The organism is Alcanivorax sp. S6407, from assembly GCF_023016115.1.
Classification (GTDB): Bacteria; Pseudomonadota; Gammaproteobacteria; order Pseudomonadales; family Alcanivoracaceae; genus Alcanivorax.
Window position 1 is genome coordinate 679,939 of the sequence record NZ_JALKBH010000002.1, and the last position, 21,649, is coordinate 701,587.

A 21,649-nucleotide genomic window follows, 5' to 3' on the forward strand; every position below is an offset into this window, starting at 1 on the left:
CTTCGCCCATTAGCCGCGAGGCCCTGCCGTTGCTATAATCCGCGCCCACCACCAACCCTGTTGAGAAGGACAGACCATGGATTTTGATAAGGTTCCCGCCGGGAAAGACGTCCCTAACGATATCTACGTGGCCATCGAGATCCCGGCCAATGCCAGCCCGATCAAGTACGAGATCGACAAGGACAGCCACGCCATCTTCGTGGACCGCTTCATGGCGACCCCCATGTTCTATCCGGCCAACTACGGCTACATCCCCAACACCTTGTCCGAAGACGGCGACCCGCTGGACGTACTGGTAGTGACCCCCTACCCGGTGGTTCCCGGTTCCGTGATCCGCTGTCGTCCGGTGGGCATCCTGAACATGACCGACGAAGCCGGTAAGGACGCCAAGCTGGTTGCCGTTCCGCACAGCAAGCTGACCAAGTCCTACGACAACGTGCAGGACATCAACGACCTGCCCGAGCTGCTGCTGGCCCAGATCAAGCACTTCTTCGAGAACTACAAGGATCTCGAAGCAGGCAAATGGGTGAAGGTCGATGGTTGGGACGGCGTTGAAGCCGCCAAGGCCGAGATCCTGAAGTCTGTTGCTGCTTTCGAAAACAAGTAACACTTCAGCCAACTGGCAAATTATTGCCAGTCAATAAAAAGGCCGCGCCCGGCATCGGGTGCGGCCTTTTTTTGTTGGCATGGGCAGGCGAGTTTCGAGTTTCGAGTTTCGAGTTTCGAGTTTCGAGTTTCGAGTTTCGAGTTTCGAAAAGCAAAATCCAAAGCACCTCTCTACGGAAGGATTTTGATCTTCGCAACTCGAAACTCGTCACTCGCTTCTGCAGTGCTAATGCTGCTCCCGATACCCCTTGGGCGTCAGGCCGCTCCAGCGTTTGAAGGCCTTGGAGAAATTGGCCACATCGCTGTAACCCAGGGAATAAGCCACTTCGCTAATGCTGTTTTCCGGTTTGCCCAGCAATCGTTGCGCCTGCCGATAGCGCTCCTCATCCTGCAGCTGCCGATAGCTCAAGCCCGCCTGCTGCAAATGTCGCTTCAAGGTACGTGCCGATACCGCCAGTTTGTCGGCCATGGCTTCCAGGGAGGGCAAGGGCGCGGGGTGATCCTGCAGGGCAGAACGAATGCGCTCTGCCATGACCCCCTCTTCTTCCGTGCGCCATTGGCGAAATTGCATTTCGCATTGCTCACGGGCAATGGCAGCCACCTGCGGATCCGCCAGCCTTGGCCTTGCCGCCAGGGCCGATGCAGGAAACACCAGCGCATCCTCCGCCTGATCAAACAGAACGGTCACTCCCACATCATGCTGCAAGGCATCCATGTAGTTTGGTGCCGCACCCTGACGGTGAATCTCCACGCCCTCCGGCAGCGACTCCAGCAACTGCTCGACCATGAACGCCAGCCCCACCAACATGGCCTCAATCACGAAATCATGGGCCACCCCAAGCGGCACCGTGCTACGCAGCTTGAGGTGGGCCATCTCGCCATGACGGACCTGATCGATCTGTAGAAACGGGGCTCGCAGTCCCAGAAAGCGGCACGCCGCTTCCAGCGCATCCTGGGCACTGGCACTGGACAGCGCCAGCAGACCAACAGGTCCGTGCAGGGTAATACTCATGGCCCGGGCATAGCGAAAGCCCAGCCCGCGATCACCCACCATGGCGACACCACGCTCCGCCACCGTTTGCGCCAGCGACATGGACACCCGCCGGTCTGGTGCCAACAGCTCATCCCGACTGACACCCAGCCCCTCCAGCAGGGCCGGAGCATCCAGCTCCAGATTCACCAGCAGATCATAAAGCAGCACCACGTAGATGCCCGGCACACCGGCATTTCCCCAGGGACGGCCCGAACTCACCATTTGTTGGCCCTCCACGACAAGACCATTGACTGCATGACATCGCATAGTAGCTCAGGAGCCTCTAAATGACTCCTTGCGTGCTCAGTCTTTCAGGCTGGCTCGCAATCTAGGCGCATTTTTGAAGGCATGCTGGTTGCCTGTCGAGAAAGTGCAACAACGAGTGCGGGCCAGCCTGGAAGACCCGGAGGGCGAGACCTGAAGCGCACATCTGCTGCGTCTTGCCTCTCGGAAAGGACACCACCCTGACCAGCGAGACAAGACACAACAGCTGAACGCTTCAGGTCACGCTGAGTACACAAGGAGTCATTTAGAGGCTCCTCGCATTGAGCAATGTCATCAACGGCATATTGCCCGGAGTTTAAAAATGAAGCTTTCTCTGGTGAAGAAGAACAACCATCCCTCAGTACCGATCACGCCCCGCCGCATGGGCTTTTCTTTCGACGGTATCGAGCATGATGATTACTGGTTCGATAATGACCCGGTACTCACGCACCTTTTGAATATCCTCTCTCTGACCTTCCCGGACGGAGAACGCTTCTTTGTGGATTCCGTACGCGCCCTGCGCGATCAGGTGGACGATAAGGAACGACAAAAGGATATTTCCGGCTTTATCGGCCAGGAAGCCATGCATTCCCTGGAACATCAGGCCTTCAACGACCTGATCGCCGACGGCAAATACGATGACATCGTCAATCAGGCTCTTGCGGTCACCAACAAACTGCTGGCCGGCGCTCGCAAGCACATGAGCAAACGTCAGCAACTGGCCGCCACCGCAGGCCTGGAGCATTTCACCGCCATCCTCGCCGACGCCATCCTGCGCCGCCCGGACATGGTCAAGAAGATGGATCCGGCGGTTCGCGATCTGTGGGTATGGCATGCCATCGAAGAAACCGAGCACAAGGCGGTGGCCTACGATCTTTACAAGGACGTAAGCGGCAACTATCTGGAGCGCCAGCGACTGTTCCTGTCCAGCACCGCCTACCTGATCGGCTTCTCCAGCTACTTCACCTGGCAGATGCTCAAGCGCGACAACGTGCACAAGAAGCCTCTGACCCTGGCCAAAGGCCTGTGGAAAGGCTTTGGCTACAGAGGCGTCATCAGCAGCATCATCCCCGCCTGGTTCACCTACCTGAAACCCGGCTTCCACCCCTGGGACGATGACAACAGTGCGCTGATCGAAGAATGGCGCAATACGCTTCCGAAGCCGAAGGGGAAGAACGCGGCGTGAGCTTAGTGAACAGTTAACAGTGAATAGTGAACAGCGTCGCGGGCCAGGTCTTTCAGGGTCTTAAACGCAAGAGGCCGCGCCCAAAGGTTGGGCGCGGCCTCTTGCGTTGAAAAACAGTAAAGCGTTCCTCGCGCAACTGTTAACTATTCACTGTTAACTGTTCACTGCCTTTATCACCCTTCCACTAAAAGCTTGCGCAGATCAATCAGCGCCGCGTTGGCACGGGATACATAGTTGGCCATCACCAGAGAATGGTTGGCCAGCATGCCGAAGCCGTCACCGTTGAGGATCATCGGGCTCCACACGGTTTCCTGGGTGGCTTCCAGTTCACGGACCATCTGGCGGAAGCTGACGGTGGCGTTTTTCTTGCGCAGCACTTCAGCAAAATCCACTTCGGCGGCGCGCATCAGCTGTGCCAGCGCCCAGGTGGCACCACGGGCTTCATAGAAGGCATCGTCGATTTTCAGCCAGGGGGTTTTGACAAACGCTTCGTCTTCCGTGGCCTTGGCAACAGCAAGGGCGCCGTCCTTGTCCACATTCAGCTGGCTGCGCCCGACACTCTGGCTCAACTTGAGACTCAGTGAACCAAGACGGTTCTGCACTTCATTGAGCCAGTAGTTCAGGTTATCGGCACGGGCATAGAATTGGCCATCGTTCTCATTGGCGTCCGTGAGCCGGTCCAGATAGCGTTGCAGGGCCTGAATGCCGCGACGGTATTCGCTTTCGGTCGCGGGCATGGCCCAGCTCTTGGCATCAAAGTTGAACTGGGGCTCGGCAATGGCCAGATCCTTGTCTTCCTGACTCTGGGACTGGGAACGACTCATGTCCCGACGCAGCACCCGACTGAAATCGCGCACCTGAACCAGCACGCCGTACTCCCAGTTCGGCATGTTATCCAGCCACAACCGGTGCGGGAGAACATCGTTGCTGAGATAGCCACCGGGTTTATCCAGCAGGGTGTTGGCCACAAAAATCAGCTCCCGAGCAGTCGTTTCACCGACTACCGCACCCGGCTTTGCCGTCACCGGGCGCAGATCCGGTTCCTGACTCCAGTACCAGCTGAACAGCATGTCCACCAGCAGCAGCAAACCCAACAACCAGAGAAAGCCTTTCCAGACACGGTTGTTGCGCGGATCCAGCATGGCGTCCCCGACCCGTTCGCTGAATTTATCGTTTGTCATGATCACTCCCAAGATCGACGAACCGCAACTATAACCCAGGCTCCTGGGTTGCGGCAGGGAGTACCACGATAGCAGCTGCAGGCGACTGCGCACACCGTTTGCGATAGCTCAGGCTCCCGCCATACAGAGACAGCAGCCCATTGACGATAGAAAGCCCGAGACCCGCCCCGTCGGCATCGGAATGGCCGCGACTGAAGCGCTCCCCGAATCGCTGCCACTGCTCCTCGTCGAGGCCTTCACCACTGTCAGTGACTTCGATAATCACCTGCTTGTCCTGCAGCTCTGCATTCAGACAAATCACGCCGGGCGCAGCGTAACGACAGGCATTATCCACCAGGTTGCGCAACACCAGCTGCAATGCCTCTTCCGGAATCTTCGCCCACAGGGAGGTTTCCAGCGCCAGTTCCAGCTGTTGCTGGAAGCGATCTCCCAATGGCACAAGTGACGCCAGCGTATCTCTTGCCACCCGCAGAATGTCTGCACGGGCACCGTGTTCCGGTGTGCCGTGGGCGGGATCCAGCCGGGCCAGTGTCAGCAGCTGTTCCAGCATGCGCTCGGCGCGCCCCACTGCTTCCTGAAGTTTTTGCAGGGACTCCTCGCGTTGCCGGGGATCGGACAGTGAACGGGCATTGTCCGCATGCAGTTGCAGCACCATCAACAGGGTTCTCAGTTCATGGGCGGCATCTGCGGTGAAGCGCTTCTCCCGGTCAATCCCGGCCTTGAGACGCAACAGCAATGCATTGATGGCGTCCTTTACCGGTTCCAGTTCCCGCACCTTCCTGCCATCGGTGAGCGGACTGAGGTTATCCGGGGAGCGGCGACTCACCGAACGGACCAGATCCGAAAGCGGCGAAAGCCCCAGACGGATCGCCAGCCATACCAGCATGATCACAAATGGCACACTGATCAGATAAGGCACCAGCAAGGAACCAGCCACATTCTTGACCATGGAATGGCGCGCATAATCACTCTCAGCCAGAATCAGCCAGCGCTCATTGGACAACGGCAGGGAATAGGCATGCCAACCTTTGATTTCTGCATAGAAGGGCTTGTCGTCCAACGCTACCAGGGGGGTTTCCGGATACCCCTCACTGGCAGACACCAGTTCGCCGTTCTGCCACAGCTGGTAAATGAAATAACGCAGGTAACGGGATTCCTGATTGTCCAGCGCCGACAATGAGGCTTCTGGAGGGTGGCCGTCCTGCCAGAAACCGGCCAGCAGATGCGCGCTCTGTACCAGCTCCGCGTCGTATTGTTCATCCAGCTCATGGTAGATGGTGCGGTAGGTGAGAAACGCCAACAGCAGCCCACCGCCAATGATCACCATCAATATCGTGGCAATCAGGAAGCGACGAATGGAAAATCGCATTACGCATCCCCGCTGAGGCTGTAACCGACACCGCGCACGGTGCGAATCAGATGGCTGCCGAGTTTTTTACGCAAATGATGGATGTGAACTTCCAGCGCGTTGCTTTCCACATCCTCATTCCAGCCATACAAACCCTGCTCCAGCTGGTCACGGGTAAGCACGCGGCCACGATGACGAACCAGCTGTAGCAGCACACTCATTTCCCGCCGCGAGAGACTGACCGGCTCGCCACTGCGGGTCACCGTAAAACGCTCCGGATCGATCTCCAGTTCCCCCACGTTAAGGACCTCGCTGCCCGGGGCTTCACGACGACGCAAGCGGGCACGAATACGGGCGATCAATTCGATGGCGGAAAAGGGTTTGACCAGATAATCATCAGCACCACTATCGAGGCCACTGATACGGTCATCCAGCGCATCACGGGCGCTGATAATAATGACGGGAATCTGCTTGTCCTGCTGGCGCAGGGTGCGCAATGCTGCCATACCATCCAGGCCCGGCAGGCCCAGATCCAGCAGCACCAGTTCAAATCCGCCGGTTTCCAGGGCCGGCATGACCAGATCGCCCCGATCGATATGATCCACGGTATAGCCTTCAGCGCGCAGCGCACGCTGCAGGCCATCCGCCAGCAACTTGTCATCCTCAACCAGTAACAGGCGCATCGTCCCCCCATTGAATCCAGTATTGCACTCCCGCTTCCCTGAGCAGATTTTCTGCCTCTCTTCCCTGCAACAGGGCAAGGGTAGACAGTAATCCGGCCTGGGTGCACTGTTGCCCAAACACCGTGACCGCCCGCGGCGCATCCGTCACTGGCCAACCACTACGCGGGTCCAGTACGTGACTGTAGCGGATACCCTCTCTGAGCAGGAAGCGACGGCTGTCGCCACTGGTTGCCAGAGCACCGGAGGTGAATTGCAGTTGGCCAACCATGGGCCGGGCTGTTCCCTCCATCCCCACCTGCCAGGGAATCTCAGCCGCCCGCCCCACCAGATCACCACCAAAGTTCACCAGCAGATCGGCATCGGTGAGCTTGCCGGCCAGCTGAAAAGCGCTGTCCACGGCGTATTCCTTGCCAATCCCTCCGAGATCCAGCTCCATCCCTTTTTGCAGACGTATCCGACCGCCATCACGCTCCACCTTCTGCCATCCCACCAGGGGCAGCAGAGCCTCAACCTGTTCCGGTTCGGGAATCCGGTCGGAACCATCAAAGCGCCAGGCACGGCGCAACACCCCGGACGTGATATCGAAGGCGCCCTCACTGAGCTGCCAGCACTGATCAGCGAAATCCATCAGACGGGCCGTCTCCTCGTCGAGCGTCACCCACTGCTCATCACCGGCATTGATGGCCGCCACCAGATTGTCATCACGGTAACGGGAATACTTGTGTTCGATCCGCCAGGCTTCTTCGGCCACAGTTTCTGCCAGCTGTCTGGCACGGTGTTCATCGACGCCCCTGACCAGGCACTCACAGGGGCTGGCCATGGCCGCAAAACGGCCCCGCCAAAGGGGGCCGTCCTGCTCCAGGACCAGTTCCCTGTCCTGCTTTTGCTTGCCCTGTTTCATGCGGGTTCCATCACAGTCACACCGGTTACCAATAGAAGGTATACCCGACCTGAGTGATCAACGCATCCAGTTCCGAGGCATCGCTGCCCCCACTCTGGGTAAAGCTTTCCACCCGCAGGCTGAGCTGCTGGTTGTTGGCCCACTCTTTGCCCACCTTGAAACCATAGGTGGTGTCGGTGAGGCTGCCCAACCGGTAATCCGCTGACACTTCAGCATTGCTGCCCTGCAAGGCAGTCAGCTCGGCGGCGGTGATGGACTCCTTGTAGAAATCTGCCTCGCTCTGGTCATACCAGCGAACGTGCGGCTGCAGGTACCAGCCATTGTCGAACTGGAAGCGGTATTTCACATCCAGGGTATGGGAAGTGATGCCCCAGTCATCGGACATGAACCGGTAGCCCACGGCCAGCACATCACGATTGAAGTGATAACGGTTTTCCCAGTACAGCGCATTCTTGGTGCGCGAATCCGGTCGCAGCTCGAAAATCTGCGCATCACCGGCACCGATATCCGTGCCGCCAAAGCTTTCCGCTTCCAGTGGATCACCGTTGGCATCCACCACCGTGACTACCTTGTAGGGATCGGTGTGGTAACCGTCAGAGACCGACAGGTTGTAGTTCAACTGCATGATCCAGCGCCGGTTGATGACCTGGGTCATGCCAATCAGGAAATCATTGATCGACTTGTCTTCACTGCCATTGGTCTTGTCAGCATCACTCTGGAAGGTGAGTCCCACCGGTGAACCGCCCACCGGATCAATGGTGTCTGCCTCATGAGCCAGCCCAAAGGTCAGCGTGGTGTTCTTGTTGTTCAGATCCCACAGCAGACCGGCATTCAGCCCCAGGGAGGTGAAATCATATTCGTTGGAGAAATTCAGACCACCGGTCCAGCGCAGTGTGCGCGTAAAGGGACGGGTATACTGCATGTTGGCGGCTACCCGGGTGTCCTTGAAAGCCTCATCCAGCGGCACCTCGTTGGTCACCTCGTAGGTGCTGCCTCCGGAAGGCGTGGTGAAAGTCTGCGGCTTGGTCGAGGTAATCGCCCCGTTATGGGAGGCCCCCGTCAGGGTATCCAGCGTCAGCTTGAGTTCCAGCTCACTTTCATCCTGAAACTGCTTCTTGCCGCGTACCACTGGTTCCACTGCCGTAACCCGGTCCTGCTCGCTGTAGTACAGCACCGCAGAATCAAATTGCCAGGCATCTGCTGCATCCTGGGCAAGAGCTGGCTGCCCCAGCAAGGAACAGGTTGCCGCAGCCAGGCCCGCACCCAGTTTCCTTCCATCCAACTTCTTCCCGTCCAGCGCCTTTCTAGCCAGTGCTTTCTTCATGGTTCTTTCCTCAGTTACAGCCGCAGCCACCGCCGCCAAATCCGCGCCCGCCACTGGACGCTTCCTTACTGAAATAAATGTGGTCATCCAGCGCATCATCGAGACCGTCAGCCGCCCCCGGTGTCATTACCGGTTTGGCCAGCAGATCGCGCTCCCACGGCTGCACCCCCAGATTCTGGCACCCGGCAAGAGCACCAAGGACCGCCATCACGGCCACCAGGCCCAATACGTTTTTCATTGCTCCGCCTCCAATAGCCGAACGATTTCCTGTTCGTAGTCACCTTTGTGTTTTTCGGAAAACCCGATGTGCCGGGACAGCTCGTCACCCTCAGCATTGAGCAGTACTGAACTGGGCATACCCTGCAGGGCGTAGCGGGTAGCCAGCTCGCCGTCAGGGTCATAGACCAGCGGGAAGGCGGCAGGGTATTTATCCAGAAACAGCTGGGCATCCTCCCGGTTCGGGTCCACGTTCACGCCGATTACGGTGAACCCCTTGTCCCCGTACCTGGCCTGCATTTCATTCAGCCAGGGGAAGGAACGGCGACAAGGTCCGCACCAGCTGGCCCAGAAGTCGACGTAAATCACTTTTGCGTCCGCCACCTGCTCTTGGGAAAATGGCAGGGATTCAGCGTGGGCCAGCCAGGGAATGGCCAGCAGGACAAGTACCCGAAGGAAGCGCATGAGGTTCTCCTTATGTTGAGGTCACAGCTTCCTATGGGTGTCTTAAAGCAACCTTAAGGCGTTTAATAATCGCGCCCGGAGGGGTAATTCGGCCTCCATAAGGGACCGTTAAGATTCCGCCCTGAAACTTATCTGCCATACAGGCATCAAAGCGGTGCCGCTTTTGCATTCGGGGACTGAGGAGAAAAAAATGCATAACACCTGGCAACGACTGGGGCTCGTTCTGACACTCCTGATGGCATGGACCACGTCCATGGCCCAGGACCTTTTCGGCGAGCAACCCCTGCCAACCGTGGATGAGGCCATCCAGCTGATCGTGGATGCGGACTGGGACAACCAGCAGATGCTGCTGGATTTCGAATTGATTGATGACGTCTATCTGTACCAGCACCGTTTCGGCTTCACCCTGAAAGACCTGAATGGCAACGTGCTGGACAGCTTTGATGGGATAACCTTGCCGGAAGGCAAACCCAAAACCGACGAAATCTTTGGCGACGTCATCGTCTATTTTCACAATGTCCGCCTCAAGCTCCCGCTGCAGAGCGTACCGTTGGTGGATACCGTGCTGGAGGTACGCTATCAGGGTTGTATCGAGGACACCCTCTGCTACCCGCCCACCCGCAAGACCTTTGAATTCAGTAGTCCGACACCCGCAAAAAAGTCGCCAGCCGCGGCCAGCTCCATCAGTAGCGACAGCAACGGCGGCGGCTTTCTCGATACCCTGCAATCTGAAGATGCCAACGCCTTCAATCAGTGGATGGAAAACCAGTCCATTGGTCTGATCGTGGGCCTGTTCTTCGTCGGCGGCCTGTTGCTGGCCTTCACCCCCTGCGTATTCCCGATGATCCCGATCCTGTCCGGCATTATCGCCGGGGAAGACAACCCCAGCGCCAGCCGTGGCTTCGTGCTCAGCAGCGCCTATGTATTGGGCGTGGCGGTGCCCTACACGCTGGCCGGCCTGCTGGTTGCCCTGTTCGGAGCCGGGTTGAACCTGCAATTCCTGCTGCAGCAGCCTGCCGCCATCATGACTTCCGCGGTGATCTTTGTCGTGCTGGCCCTGTCCATGTTCGGTCTCTACGAGCTGCAGCTGCCCCACTTCCTGCGTGACAAGCTGCACCAGCCTGGCGCCGAAAAGCGTGGCAGCCTGATCGGTGCCGCCATCATGGGCGCCATCTCTGCCCTGGTCGTTTCTCCCTGTGTCACCCCGATTCTCGCCGGTGCCCTGATCTATGTTGCCGCCAGCGGCGATGCGTTTACCGGCGCCGCCTCCCTGTTTGCCCTGTCCATCGGCATGGGCATCCCCCTGATCATCGTGGGCACCGGTGGCGGCAGCCTGCTGCCCCGTGCCGGCATGTGGATGGAGGAAATCAAACGCTTCTTCGGTGTGGTCATGCTCGGCGTGGCCATCTGGCTGCTGAGCCGCATCATCAATGAAACCGTGACGCTGGGCCTTTACGGTCTGCTGTTTGCGGTTTACGGCGTACAACTGGGCGCCCTGGAATCCGCCGGAGAAGGGCTGGCACGACTGAAGCGAGCCCTGGCACTGGTACTCGCCCTGTATGGCTCGGTGATGATCATTGGCGCACTGGGTGGCGGCAGCGATCCACTGCAACCGCTGGCCCGATTCAACGCGCAGGCGGCCAGCAGCAGTGCCGCCACCAGCCCTCAACCTGGCAACGAGGATCATGGCCCCTGGCGAACCGTGGTTGGCAAGCAGTCACTGGAGCAGGCGCTGGCCAGCTCCCGCCGCGCCGGCAAGCCAGTGCTGGTAGATTTCTTTGCCGAGTGGTGTGTGGCCTGCAAGGTGCTGGAGGAGGAAACCCTGACCAACGCAGCGGTACTGGCAGAAATGACCGGCTTTGATCTCTACCGGGTAGATATCACCGAGATCAACGATGACAGCCAGGCCATCATGGAGCACTACAACATCCTTGGGCTGCCAGCGCTGGTGTTCTTCGACACTGACAGCAGTGAAGTGCCCAATGCCCGGGTACTGGGCGAGATGGGCCCGGACCGCTTTATTCAGCACCTCAATGCCAGGGTCATGCCGCAGCTTTAAAGCCAAAAGCAGGTTCACCACAGAGGGCACAGAGATCACTGAGTAAAAATCACCTTACCCAGTCACCGCTGTTCCCTCTGCGGCGAAGCTTGCTGCCGTTACTGCCGAAAAGAACGTGTCTGTGCGCCATCAGGGTTTGTCTTTCCTTTTCAACTTTAAACTTTGAACTTTCAACTCGATATCGCGGGCACAGCCAGCCAACCCACACCTGCCTATCCCGCGCCTTGTAGCTTGAAGCTTGCCGCTTGCAACTCCGCCCCCCTAAACAAAAAACGTGAAACAGTACCGATTTAGCGGTATCTCCCGGCAACTTGTAACGAATGTTGTAAAGCCCTTTTATCTACCCCTGTTTCGACCTAGTATTGCATGGGTGCGAGAAAGCCTCGGCGTAACCGTATTTTTCCTGCACGTTCACAACAAATAACGACACTTTCCCCAGGGAGACCCGTTTTGGCTTCCATTCTGGTCTTACATGGCCCCAACCTGAACCTGCTCGGCACCCGCGAGCCGGAGAAGTATGGTCGTACCACCCTGGCCGACATCAACCAGCAACTGCAGGAGCAGGCCAGCGCGGCCGGCCACCATCTGCAGCATCTGCAAAGCAATGCAGAATACGAGCTGATTGAACGTGTCCACGATGCCCGCACCGAAGGCATCGACTTCATCCTGATCAATCCGGCAGCGTTTACCCACACCAGTGTGGCTCTGCGCGATGCCCTGCTGGCGGTCGCCATCCCCTTCATTGAAGTGCACCTGTCCAACGTGCATGCCCGGGAAACCTTCCGTCACCACTCCTATTTTTCCGATATCGCACGCGGCGTGATCTGTGGCCTTGGCGCCACTGGCTACCAGCTGGCACTGACCGCCGCTATTGAACAACTGGCCCCCAACGAATAACTGGATGGTTTAGAGACATGGATATTCGCAAGATCAAGAAACTGATTGAGCTGCTGGAAGAGTCCGGTATTGAAGAGCTGGAAATCTGCGAAGGCGAAGAGTCTGTTCGCATCAGCCGTGGCGGCAACAAGGTCGCTGCCGCACCGGCGCAGTACTACGCTGCCCCGCAGGCCGCCCCTGCAGCCCCCGCTCCGGCACCGGCACCTGCCGCCGAAGCTGCTGCACCTGCAGCAGAAACCCCCAGCGGCCATATGGTTCGCTCTCCCATGGTCGGCACGTTCTACCGCTCTCCGGCACCGGGCGCACCGATGTTCGCCGAAGTGGGCAAGAAGGTTCAGGCCGGCGATGTCCTGTGCATCGTGGAAGCCATGAAGATGATGAACCAGATCGAAGCGGACAAGTCCGGCACCATTGACGCCATCCTGGTCGAAGACGGCGAACCGGTTGAGTTTGATCAGCCTCTCTTCTCCATCGTTTAAGGGAGGCATCTCTCATGCTGGAAAAGGTTGTCATTGCCAACCGTGGCGAAATCGCCCTGCGTATCCTGCGTGCCTGCAAGGAAATGGGCATTCGCACCGTAGCCGTCTACTCCAAGGCTGACCGCGACCTGATGCACGTTCGTCTGGCTGACGAAGCCGTCTGCATTGGTCCGGCTCCGTCCGTAGATTCCTACCTGAATATCCCGGCGATCATCAGCGCTGCCGAAGTCACCGACGCGGATGCCATCCATCCCGGTTACGGCTTCCTGGCGGAAAACGCTGACTTCGCCGAAAGCGTAGAGCGCTCCGGCTTTACCTTCATCGGCCCCAAGGCTGAGACGATTCGCCTGATGGGCAACAAGGTAGCCGCCATTGAAGCCATGAAAAAGGCTGGCGTACCCACCGTACCGGGTTCCAATGGCCCCGTCGGTGACGACGACGAAGCTGCCCTGCAAATGGCCCGTGAAATCGGTTACCCGGTGATCATCAAGGCCGCTGCCGGCGGCGGTGGTCGCGGCATGCGCGTGGTGGAAGAAGAGCGCACCCTGCTCAACTCCATCACCCTGACCCGCTCCGAAGCCAAGAACGCCTTCGGCGATGCCACCGTGTACATGGAAAAGTTCCTGCAGAAACCACGTCACGTGGAAGTGCAGGTGCTGGCTGACGGCGCCGGTCACGCCATCCATCTGGGTGATCGCGACTGCTCCCTGCAGCGCCGTCACCAGAAGGTCGTGGAAGAAGCGCCCGCCCCGGAGATCCCCCAGCACCTCAAAGATGAGGTAGCTATGCGCTGCGTCAACGCGTGCAAGGAGATCAACTACCGCGGTGCCGGCACCTTCGAGTTCCTGTATGAAAACGAAGGCTTCTACTTCATCGAGATGAACACTCGCGTCCAGGTAGAGCACCCGGTCACCGAGATGATCACCGGTGTGGACATCGTCAAGGAACAGCTGCGCATCGCCGGCGGTGAAGGTCTGCAGATCCAGCAAGAAGACGTGACGTTCCAGGGCCACGCCATCGAAGTACGGGTCAACGCCGAAGATCCGGTTCGCTTTACCCCGTCTCCGGGCAAGGTGACCTACTTCCACGCCCCCGGAGGCAACGGCATCCGCGTAGACTCCCATATTTACAGCGGTTACACCGTACCTCCCTACTACGACTCCCTAATCGGCAAGCTGATCACCTGGGGGGAAAGTCGCGACATCGCCATGGCCCGCATGCGCAACGCCCTGGACGAAATCGTGGTGGAAGGCATCAAGACCAACGTGGACTTGCACCGCGACAAGATCTTCAAGGATGAAGCCTTCCTGAAAGGCGGCGTGGACATCCACCACCTTGAGAAGAAGCTGGGCGGTCATTGAGGCAGTGAACAGTTAACAGTGAATAGTTAACAGCTCGCGGCTTTGGCCTGTCACACGCTTCACCCACGAAGCCGCGCACAATCTCTGTGCGCGGCTTCGTGCATTTAGGAGAACCAGAAAACTCGTTGTCATCGCCATACGGTGCAGCATAACTGCTATCATTCTCCCCGGAACGCACCCGGCGTGTGTGCGCGGCATCCATGGTTTGAGTCACCGCCCCACCAGCCCGCGCAGCTGCTCACTAGAACGAAGCGAAACATCCACCACCTTGAGCAAAGGCTGGGGCGCACCAAGGCAGTGAACAGTTAACAGTGAATAGTGAACAGTTCGCGGTTTTGGCCTGTCACACGCTTCACCCACGCAGCCGCGCACAATCTCTGTGCGCGGCTTCGTGTATTTAGGAGAACCAGAAAACTCGTTGTCATCGCCATACGGTGCAGCATAACTGCTATCATTCTCCCCGGATCGCACCCGGCGTGTGTGCGCGGCATCCATGGTTTGAGTTTCCACCCCACCATCCCGCGCAGCTGTTCACTATTCACTGTTAACTATTCACTAGAGCGAAGCGAAAATGGCCTGGCTGCAACTTCATCTTGCCACCGACGAAAAGCATGCGGATGCCTTCCAGGCAGCGCTGGAGAATCTGGGGGCCAGTGCGGTAAGCCTGACCGATGGAGCCGACCAGCCGGTGTTTGAACCACCGCCCGGCACCCGTCCGCTGTGGCAGAACACCGTGGTCACCGCGCTGTTTGATGCCGATAACGATCCCGCCCTGATCCAGGCCGCCCTGGAGATGCAGGGGCTCAACGCCGCTGCCATGCACCATGAAATCCTGGAAGACCAGGCCTGGGAAAGGGCCTGGATAGACGATTTCGCGCCCATGCAGTTTGGTGAGCGGCTGTGGATCGTACCCAGCTGGAGCGAGGCACCGGACACCAACGGCGTCAACCTGAAGCTGGATCCCGGCCTGGCGTTCGGCACCGGTACCCACGAAACCACGGCGCTGTGCCTGGAATGGCTGGACAACAGCGACCTGACCGGCAAGACCGTGCTGGACTTTGGCTGCGGCTCCGGTGTGCTGGCCATCGCCGCGCTGTTGCTGGGAGCGGAACAGGCCGTCGGCACCGACATTGATCCCCAGGCGCTGATCGCCAGCAAGGACAACGCCGCCAACAACGGCGTGGCCGACCACCTGGCGCTGTTCCTGCCTGAGGATATGCCGCAAGACTTCCAGTGTGACGTGCTGGTGGCCAATATCCTGGCCGGCCCCCTGGTGGAACTGTCCGAAATGCTGGCCGGTTACTGCCGCCCCGGCTCTCGTCTTGCCCTGTCCGGGATTCTCGCCGAACAGGCGGAATCCGTCCGCGAAGCCTACAGTCGCTGGTTCGACCTCACCCCTACCACGCAAAAAGGGGACTGGGTGCGTATCGACGGGGTACGCAAGGGATAGACGGCCAGTATCGGGCGCCAGCAGCCCGACACCTCAACCGGAAAGCATAAATGCGGCCCAAGTCCTTGCGAGCAAAGGCGCTTTTTCTGTAAAAAGAACACCTTCAGCTACACGTTTTATGGCTTGCCGGGTTGCGTGGTGCATGTTGCGTGCCGCGTGTAGCGGGTTTTAACCAATAACAATCAGGCGACCGCCATGGCCACCCAGTACAAGACGCGCTGCCCCCACTGTGCAGCCCAGTTCAAGATCACGGAAGAGCATCTCAAGCAGGCAAAAGGCGCCGTGCGCTGTGGCTCCTGCTTGCAGATCTTCCAGGCCACAGATCATTTGGTGGACCCGCCCGGCGCTGACAGCAACAGCGGCAGTGCCGACCGCTGGGCCGGCGCACTGGACGAGAACAGTGCCCCCGACGCAGCAACCGAAACCGTAGAAGACTACACACCCGCCAGGGATGACACGCCCAATCAGGATACCGATGGCCTGAGCATGGAAGGCATGGAACTCAGCGACTCTTTCATGAACCTTGAGGAAGGAGTGGACGAGGAAGGCCTGGGAGAGGACTTCTCCGATATGGCCGGTGCCGGGCGCTCCAGTCACAACGAAGGAGCAGATGAATCCTGGGCCGAAGCCCTGCTCAATGAACTGGAAGAGGACGACGAGCCCGCCCCCTCCAAACCTGCCAGCCCCGGCCCGGCCAGTTTTGGACCACGGGACCAGGAGCCGGCCCAAGCACCCACACAGACACCTGCGCCAACGCCAACAGGAACCGCAAAGCCGACTCCCGCACCCGCAGCCAAAGCGCCCGCCAAGCCCGCGAAGCCGGCTCGCGAGGAACCGGAAGAGGATTCCCTGTTCGGCGGACTGGATCTGTTTGGCGACGAGCTGAACGATGAACCGGTAGCCATCCCCTCCCGGCCTGTCAGGGAGCGGGATATCGCCTTCAAACCTCGTTACGACTGGCAGGGATTGATCAAGTGGACGGTACTGTCCCTGCTCGCCGCCGTGGTACTGGTGGGACAATACGCCTGGTTCAACTTCGATCATCTGGCGCGTACCGCCCAGTGGCGACCGGCCTACCAACAAGCCTGCCGGGTACTGGGCTGCACCCTGCCCAATCGCACCGACATCAACAAACTGCGCGGCGCCAACCTGGTGGTGCGCAGTCACCCGGATTACCGTAACGCCCTGATCGTTGATGCCATCCTGTTCAATGAAGCACGCTACCCGCAGCCCTTCCCGGATCTGGAACTGCGTTTCAGTGCCCTGGACGGAAGCCCGGTAGCCAGCCGTCGTTTCAAACCATCAGAATACCTGCAAGGGGATCTGAGCGGCATGGACAGTATGCCAACCAACACTCCACTGCACGTCTCCCTGGAGATCGTGGATCCCGGCGACAGCGCCGTTAACTACAATCTGCGCCTGCTGCCCAGCCTGAAAGCCAGCGAACAAGTCAGCCAACGCTGAACCGCCTGACGCCTGACGCCAAAAGGCCCGCCCGGTACCCGGGCGGGCCTTTTGGCGTAGGTAAACATTTCCTGTTTGCAAAACTGGCGTGTTGCATGATGCGTGAATCGTGCTGCATCTCTTTGCCCCAGCTGACAAACGGGCACGAAAAGTCCCGCTCTGCCCTTTCATCCCCCCGCCCTGATCTCTATCATTAGCTCCCTTTTTAACCAGCCACCCCCGAATGATCATGCAGATCGGACCCTACACGCTGCCCAATTCGCTGATTCTGGCCCCCATGGCCGGCGTCACCGATCGCCCGTTCCGGCGATTGTGCCGCGATCTGGGCGCTGGCCTGCTGGTCTCGGAGATGGTGACCTCGGACACCCGTCTGTGGAACTCTCGAAAGTCACGCCAACGCCTGGATCATAGCGGTGAGCCCGGGCCTATTTCGGTGCAGATCGCCGGTGGCGAACCGCACATGCTGGCCGAGGCGGCCCGCGCCAATGTGGATCACGGTGCCCAGATCATCGACATCAACATGGGCTGCCCCGCCAAAAAGGTATGCAAGCGTGCCGCCGGTTCCGCCCTGCTCGCCGATGAAGACCTGGTCGCCCGCATCCTTGATGCGGTGGTCGCCGCCGTAGATGTTCCGGTGACCCTGAAAATCCGCACCGGCCCCGACCGCGAGCATCGCAATGCCATCAGCATTGCGAAAATCGCCGAGGCCGCCGGTATTCAGGCACTGGCCATTCACGGCCGCACGCGCGCGGACAAATTCAACGGTGAGGCGGAGTACGCCACCATCAGCGAGGTTGTCAACGCGGTGAATATTCCAATCATGGCTAACGGTGATGTGGATAGCCCGGAAAAAGCTAAACAGGTACTGGAATCCACGGGAGCCGGTGGTATCATGATCGGCCGCGCTGCTCAGGGTAACCCGTGGATCTTCCGGGACACCCTGCATTACCTCGAGCACGGCTCGCTGCCTGCAGCGCCGTTAGTAACGGAAGTCCATGATTGTGTGCAACAGCACCTCGCTGAGCTCCACCAGTTTTATGGTGAGTTCATGGGGGTTCGTATCGCGCGCAAACATCTGGGTTGGTACACACAGAACCTGCCCGGCGGGGAAGACTTCCGGCGTGGATTTAACACACTGGAAAATGCCACCGACCAACGCGTGGCGATCGAGCAGTTTTTCCAACAGATCAACGCCAGTACCGACCGGGTTCGCTTCGGTTGTTACGGCGAGGTGTCTGCCCGGAAGAAAAACGGAGCCTTGGCCGCATGACCCTTTCTTCAGTTAACACAGCCGCTGCACGGACACTTACTGAAATGAACACCGCAGAAGCACGAAAGCAGCCGCATCTCACTATTGCGCGCAGTGAAACCCACGACACCCTGCGTAATTGTGTGCGTCGTTCGTTAAACGATTATTTCAACCAGCTGGACGGCGAGCCGGTAAGCGAGCTTTACACCATGGTACTGGCTGAAATGGAAATCCCGCTGCTTGAGAAGGTGCTGGAATACACCCGTGGCAACCAGACCAAAGCCGCTGAGCTGCTGGGCCTGAACCGCGGCACCCTGCGCAAGAAGCTCAAGCAGTACGGTCTGCTGTAAAACAGACCTGCTATATCAAGGGCAGTGACCACACTGCCCTTTTTTTGTTTTTGGCCCCCGACGTATTTAAGACTAAACGCAACTTGGTGAAATCCCATGAGCAAAGCCGTTGAACGTGCACTGATCAGTGTTTCCGACAAGACTGGTATCGTTGAATTTGCCCAGGCCCTGGCTGGCAAGGGTGTGGAGCTGCTGTCCACTGGCGGTACCTACAAGAAACTGCAGGAGGCAGGCATTGCGGTGCGCGAAGTCTCCGAATACACCGGTTTCCCGGAAATGATGGATGGCCGGGTGAAAACCCTGCACCCGAAAGTGCACGGCGGCATCCTCGGCCGTCGCGGCCAGGACGATCAGGTGATGGCGGATAACGACATCAGCCGCATCGACCTGGTGGTAGTGAACCTGTACCCGTTCGAAGCCACCGTGGCTAACCCGGATTGTTCCCTGGAAGACGCCATCGAGAACATCGATATCGGCGGCCCGACCATGGTGCGCTCTGCCGCCAAGAACAATGCCCACGTGGGCATCGTTACCAATGCGTCTGACTACCAGCGCGTGCTGGACGACATGGACGCCAACGGCGGCGCCCTGTCCGACACCCTGCGTTTTGATCTGGCCATCAAGGCTTTCGAACACACCGCAGCCTACGACAGCGCCATTGCGAACTACTTCGGCAAGATGGTTGGCGAGAACAATGAAGACTTCCCGCGCACCATCAACCTGAACTTCGAAAAAACCCAGAACATGCGCTACGGCGAGAACCCGCACCAGAAAGCGGCCTTCTACACCGAGCGCAACCCGGCCCCGGCCTCTATCGCCACCGCGAAGCAGTTGCAGGGCAAGGAACTCAGCTACAACAACATCGCCGACACCGACGCGGCACTGGAGTGCGTGAAAGGCTTCACCAAGCCCGCCTGCGTCATCGTCAAGCACGCCAACCCCTGTGGCGTGGCCGTCAGCCTGGACGGCATCGGCAAGGCCTACGATCTGGCCTTCGAAACCGACACCGAATCCGCCTTTGGTGGCATCATCGCCTTCAACCGCGAGCTGGATGCGGCTACCGCCCAGGCCATCGTTGATCGCCAGTTCGTGGAAGTGATCATCGCCCCCAGTGCCACCGACGAAGCCCTCGCCATCACCGCCGCCAAGAAGAATGTGCGCGTGCTGGTATGCGGTGAGATCAGCGGCCCGACCGAGGGCGGCCTGGACTACAAGCGCGTCAATGGCGGCCTGCTGGTGCAGGATCGCGACATCGGCATGATCACTGAAGGTGATCTGAAAGTGGTCACCAAACGCGCCCCCACCGAAGCCGAGATGCACGACCTGATCTTCGCCTGGAAGGTAGCCAAGTTCGTGAAATCCAACGCCATCGTCTACGCCAAAAACCGTCAGACCGTGGGCGTGGGCGCTGGCCAGATGAGCCGCGTGAACTCTGCGCGCATCGCCGCCATCAAGGCCGAGCACGCAGGCCTGCAGGTGGAAGGTTCCGTGATGGCCTCTGACGCCTTCTTCCCGTTCCGCGACGGCATCGACAATGCTGCCAAGGTAGGTATCAGCTGCGTGATCCAGCCGGGCGGCTCGATCCGCGACGAAGAAGTCATCGCCGCCGCCGACGAAGCCGGTATGGCCATGGTCTTCACCGGCATGCGTCATTTCAGGCATTAAACGCTGGACGCCGGACGCTCGACGCATGACGCTATCCTGGCGTCCGGCGTCGAGCCTCTGGCATCAGGCTGGCTGAAGTAGCGACACCCGTTCAGGTATCACCATTCATAGCAAATGGAACACCCCATGAAGGTACTCATCATTGGCGGCGGTGGCCGCGAGCATGCGCTGGCATGGAAAGTGGCTCAGGCCGAGCAGGTAGAGAAGGTTTTCGTAGCCCCCGGCAACGCCGGCACCGCCCGCGAAGCCAAGCTGGAAAATGTGGCCATCGATGTGCTGGATCAGCCTGCCCTGCTGGCGTTCGCCAAAGACAACGGCGTTGACCTGACCATCGTTGGCCCGGAAGCGCCGCTGGTGGAAGGGCTGGTGGATACGTTCCAGGACAACGGCCTGAAGTGCTTCGGCCCCAGCAAGGCCGCCGCCCAGCTGGAAGGCTCCAAGGCGTTCACCAAGGACTTCCTGGCTCGCCAGGACATCCCCACGGCCGCCTACGGCAACTTCACCGACATGGACGAAGCCCTTGCCTACGTTCGTGAGCAGGGTGCCCCCATCGTCATCAAGGCCGATGGCCTGGCCGCGGGCAAAGGCGTGATCGTCGCCATGACCCTGGAAGAAGCCGAAGAAGCCGTGCGCGACATGCTGGACGGCAACAAGTTCGGCGATGCCGGTCACCGCGTGGTGGTGGAAGAGTTCCTGGAAGGCGAGGAAGCCAGCTTCATCGTCATGGTGGATGGCAAGAACGTGCTGCCCATGGCCACCAGCCAGGATCACAAGCGGGTTGGCAATGGCGACACCGGCCCCAACACCGGCGGCATGGGTGCCTACTCCCCGGCCCCCGTGGTGACCGATGCGGTCTACCAGCGCATCATGGACGAAGTCATCAACCCCACCGTGGAAGGTATGGCTGCGGAAGGGATGCCCTACACCGGCTTCCTGTACGCTGGCCTGATGATCAGCCCGGAAGGCGCCCCCAAGGTGATCGAGTACAACTGTCGCTTCGGCGACCCGGAAACCCAGCCGATCATGATGCGCCTGCAGTCTGATCTGGCCGGCCTGTGTCTGGCCGCCCTCGACGGCAAGCTGGACCAGACCGAGATCCAGTGGGATCCGCGCCCCACCCTGGGTGTGGTCATGGCCGCTGGCGGCTACCCGGACAGCTACGCCAAGGGCGATGTCATCGAAGGTCTGGACCAGGCTGACTCCGACACAGTGAAGGTCTTCCACGCCGGCACCGCCGAAAAAGACGGTCAGGTGGTTACCAGTGGCGGTCGCGTCCTGTGCGTCACCGGTGTTGGCACGACCGTCAGCGAAGCCCAGGCCAACGCCTATGTGGGTGTGAAGCAGATCACATGGCGCGATGCCCAATACCGTACCGACATCGGCTACCGTGCAGTGGCCCGCGAAAAGGCATAAAGTTAAGGCAACTAATAATTAAGGGGAGGCCTGCCGGGACCTGCAGACCTCCCCA

Annotated in this window: 20 protein-coding genes; 12 read left to right on the top strand and 8 right to left on the bottom strand. The window is 59.2% G+C overall.

Translation table 11 applies throughout. The features are described 5' to 3' along the window. The first annotated feature begins 76 nt into the window (after positions 1-76). On the top strand, positions 77-607 hold the full coding sequence (gene ppa / locus MWU49_RS06310) for an inorganic diphosphatase (protein WP_153500205.1): 531 nt from the start codon (positions 77-79) through the stop codon (positions 605-607). 225 nt (positions 608-832) lie between these two features. Here the strand turns inward: ppa and MWU49_RS06315 are convergent, their stop codons facing one another. Then, entirely contained in the window at positions 833-1,861 is a 1,029-nt protein-coding gene (locus tag MWU49_RS06315; protein ID WP_246969570.1) for an AraC family transcriptional regulator, read from the bottom strand. 364 nt (positions 1,862-2,225) lie between these two features. Between MWU49_RS06315 and MWU49_RS06320 the strand changes: the two genes are divergently transcribed. After that, positions 2,226-3,089, top strand: coding sequence for a metal-dependent hydrolase (locus MWU49_RS06320; protein WP_246969572.1), 864 nt, complete (start codon positions 2,226-2,228; stop codon positions 3,087-3,089). A gap of 173 nt (positions 3,090-3,262) precedes the next feature. Here MWU49_RS06320 and MWU49_RS06325 read toward each other — a convergent pair whose 3' ends face one another. From MWU49_RS06325 to MWU49_RS06355, 7 genes are read right to left on the bottom strand one after another with little or no spacing between them, the layout of a single operon-like run. Then, positions 3,263-4,270 (bottom strand): DUF2333 family protein, encoded by a 1,008-nt coding sequence (locus tag MWU49_RS06325; RefSeq protein ID WP_246969574.1) that lies wholly within the window; start codon positions 4,268-4,270, stop codon positions 3,263-3,265. Positions 4,271-4,298: 28 nt separating this feature from the next. After that, entirely contained in the window at positions 4,299-5,639 is a 1,341-nt protein-coding gene (locus MWU49_RS06330; RefSeq protein WP_246969576.1) for an ATP-binding protein, read from the bottom strand. Then, positions 5,639-6,301: a response regulator transcription factor gene (locus tag MWU49_RS06335; RefSeq protein WP_246969578.1), complete on the bottom strand. Its 663-nt coding sequence runs from the start codon at positions 6,299-6,301 to the stop codon at positions 5,639-5,641. Before MWU49_RS06335 ends, MWU49_RS06330 begins: the two co-directional genes overlap by 1 nt. Next, positions 6,282-7,202: an FAD:protein FMN transferase gene (locus MWU49_RS06340; protein WP_246969581.1), complete on the bottom strand. Its 921-nt coding sequence runs from the start codon at positions 7,200-7,202 to the stop codon at positions 6,282-6,284. The genes MWU49_RS06335 and MWU49_RS06340 overlap by 20 nt, the downstream gene beginning before the upstream one ends. Before the next feature lie 25 nt (positions 7,203-7,227). Beyond that, positions 7,228-8,526: a DUF3570 domain-containing protein gene (locus MWU49_RS06345; protein WP_246969584.1), complete on the bottom strand. Its 1,299-nt coding sequence runs from the start codon at positions 8,524-8,526 to the stop codon at positions 7,228-7,230. A 10-nt stretch (positions 8,527-8,536) separates the two neighbouring features. Then, the gene (locus MWU49_RS06350; RefSeq protein WP_246969587.1) at positions 8,537-8,764 is read right to left on the bottom strand and encodes a DUF4266 domain-containing protein; all 228 of its coding nucleotides are present in this window, start codon (positions 8,762-8,764) and stop codon (positions 8,537-8,539) included. Further along, positions 8,761-9,207 (bottom strand): TlpA disulfide reductase family protein, encoded by a 447-nt coding sequence (locus MWU49_RS06355; RefSeq protein WP_246969589.1) that lies wholly within the window; start codon positions 9,205-9,207, stop codon positions 8,761-8,763. The genes MWU49_RS06350 and MWU49_RS06355 overlap by 4 nt, the downstream gene beginning before the upstream one ends. Before the next feature lie 190 nt (positions 9,208-9,397). Here MWU49_RS06355 and dsbD point away from each other — a divergent pair, with 190 nt between their 5' ends. From dsbD to purD, 10 genes are all read left to right on the top strand, one after another. Beyond that, positions 9,398-11,266: a protein-disulfide reductase DsbD gene (dsbD, locus tag MWU49_RS06360; RefSeq protein ID WP_246969591.1), complete on the top strand. Its 1,869-nt coding sequence runs from the start codon at positions 9,398-9,400 to the stop codon at positions 11,264-11,266. A 450-nt stretch (positions 11,267-11,716) separates the two neighbouring features. Beyond that, positions 11,717-12,163 carry a type II 3-dehydroquinate dehydratase gene (aroQ, locus tag MWU49_RS06365; RefSeq protein ID WP_246969593.1) on the top strand — a complete coding sequence of 149 codons (447 nt, stop codon included), beginning with the start codon at positions 11,717-11,719 and terminating at the stop codon, positions 12,161-12,163. Positions 12,164-12,180: 17 nt separating this feature from the next. Next, positions 12,181-12,642: an acetyl-CoA carboxylase biotin carboxyl carrier protein gene (gene accB / locus MWU49_RS06370; RefSeq protein WP_246969595.1), complete on the top strand. Its 462-nt coding sequence runs from the start codon at positions 12,181-12,183 to the stop codon at positions 12,640-12,642. A gap of 14 nt (positions 12,643-12,656) precedes the next feature. Next, positions 12,657-14,003: an acetyl-CoA carboxylase biotin carboxylase subunit gene (gene accC, locus MWU49_RS06375; RefSeq protein WP_246969597.1), complete on the top strand. Its 1,347-nt coding sequence runs from the start codon at positions 12,657-12,659 to the stop codon at positions 14,001-14,003. Positions 14,004-14,574: 571 nt separating this feature from the next. After that, positions 14,575-15,453: a 50S ribosomal protein L11 methyltransferase gene (gene prmA / locus MWU49_RS06380; protein ID WP_246969599.1), complete on the top strand. Its 879-nt coding sequence runs from the start codon at positions 14,575-14,577 to the stop codon at positions 15,451-15,453. A gap of 195 nt (positions 15,454-15,648) precedes the next feature. Then, positions 15,649-16,917, top strand: a complete 1,269-nt coding sequence (locus MWU49_RS06385) for a zinc-ribbon and DUF3426 domain-containing protein (RefSeq protein WP_246969604.1) — start codon at positions 15,649-15,651, stop codon at positions 16,915-16,917. A 229-nt stretch (positions 16,918-17,146) separates the two neighbouring features. Continuing rightward, complete coding sequence (dusB, locus tag MWU49_RS06390) at positions 17,147-18,187, top strand: tRNA dihydrouridine synthase DusB (RefSeq protein WP_246969606.1); 1,041 nt, start codon at positions 17,147-17,149, stop codon at positions 18,185-18,187. 44 nt (positions 18,188-18,231) lie between these two features. Next, positions 18,232-18,516, top strand: coding sequence for a DNA-binding transcriptional regulator Fis (gene fis / locus MWU49_RS06395; protein WP_246969608.1), 285 nt, complete (start codon positions 18,232-18,234; stop codon positions 18,514-18,516). Between the two features lie 96 nt (positions 18,517-18,612). Continuing rightward, the gene (purH, locus tag MWU49_RS06400; protein WP_246969610.1) at positions 18,613-20,181 is read left to right on the top strand and encodes a bifunctional phosphoribosylaminoimidazolecarboxamide formyltransferase/IMP cyclohydrolase; all 1,569 of its coding nucleotides are present in this window, start codon (positions 18,613-18,615) and stop codon (positions 20,179-20,181) included. Between the two features lie 126 nt (positions 20,182-20,307). After that, on the top strand, positions 20,308-21,594 hold the full coding sequence (gene purD, locus MWU49_RS06405; protein WP_246969612.1) for a phosphoribosylamine--glycine ligase: 1,287 nt from the start codon (positions 20,308-20,310) through the stop codon (positions 21,592-21,594). Positions 21,595-21,649 lie beyond the last annotated feature (55 nt).

Excerpts from the sequence above, each read along its gene's own strand:
- ppa (WP_153500205.1), top strand. The coding sequence starts at position 77 with ATGGATTTTGATAAGGTTCCCGCCGGGAAAGACGTCCCTAACGATATC.
- MWU49_RS06315 (WP_246969570.1), bottom strand. The coding sequence starts at position 1,861 with ATGGTGAGTTCGGGCCGTCCCTGGGGAAATGCCGGTGTGCCGGGCATC.
- MWU49_RS06320 (WP_246969572.1), top strand. The coding sequence starts at position 2,226 with ATGAAGCTTTCTCTGGTGAAGAAGAACAACCATCCCTCAGTACCGATC.
- MWU49_RS06325 (WP_246969574.1), bottom strand. The coding sequence starts at position 4,270 with ATGACAAACGATAAATTCAGCGAACGGGTCGGGGACGCCATGCTGGAT.
- MWU49_RS06330 (WP_246969576.1), bottom strand. The coding sequence starts at position 5,639 with ATGCGATTTTCCATTCGTCGCTTCCTGATTGCCACGATATTGATGGTG.
- MWU49_RS06335 (WP_246969578.1), bottom strand. The coding sequence starts at position 6,301 with ATGCGCCTGTTACTGGTTGAGGATGACAAGTTGCTGGCGGATGGCCTG.
- MWU49_RS06340 (WP_246969581.1), bottom strand. The coding sequence starts at position 7,202 with ATGAAACAGGGCAAGCAAAAGCAGGACAGGGAACTGGTCCTGGAGCAG.
- MWU49_RS06345 (WP_246969584.1), bottom strand. The coding sequence starts at position 8,526 with ATGAAGAAAGCACTGGCTAGAAAGGCGCTGGACGGGAAGAAGTTGGAT.
- MWU49_RS06350 (WP_246969587.1), bottom strand. The coding sequence starts at position 8,764 with ATGAAAAACGTATTGGGCCTGGTGGCCGTGATGGCGGTCCTTGGTGCT.
- MWU49_RS06355 (WP_246969589.1), bottom strand. The coding sequence starts at position 9,207 with ATGCGCTTCCTTCGGGTACTTGTCCTGCTGGCCATTCCCTGGCTGGCC.
- dsbD (WP_246969591.1), top strand. The coding sequence starts at position 9,398 with ATGCATAACACCTGGCAACGACTGGGGCTCGTTCTGACACTCCTGATG.
- accB (WP_246969595.1), top strand. The coding sequence starts at position 12,181 with ATGGATATTCGCAAGATCAAGAAACTGATTGAGCTGCTGGAAGAGTCC.
- accC (WP_246969597.1), top strand. The coding sequence starts at position 12,657 with ATGCTGGAAAAGGTTGTCATTGCCAACCGTGGCGAAATCGCCCTGCGT.
- prmA (WP_246969599.1), top strand. The coding sequence starts at position 14,575 with ATGGCCTGGCTGCAACTTCATCTTGCCACCGACGAAAAGCATGCGGAT.
- MWU49_RS06385 (WP_246969604.1), top strand. The coding sequence starts at position 15,649 with ATGGCCACCCAGTACAAGACGCGCTGCCCCCACTGTGCAGCCCAGTTC.
- dusB (WP_246969606.1), top strand. The coding sequence starts at position 17,147 with ATGCAGATCGGACCCTACACGCTGCCCAATTCGCTGATTCTGGCCCCC.
- fis (WP_246969608.1), top strand. The coding sequence starts at position 18,232 with ATGAACACCGCAGAAGCACGAAAGCAGCCGCATCTCACTATTGCGCGC.
- purH (WP_246969610.1), top strand. The coding sequence starts at position 18,613 with ATGAGCAAAGCCGTTGAACGTGCACTGATCAGTGTTTCCGACAAGACT.
- purD (WP_246969612.1), top strand. The coding sequence starts at position 20,308 with ATGAAGGTACTCATCATTGGCGGCGGTGGCCGCGAGCATGCGCTGGCA.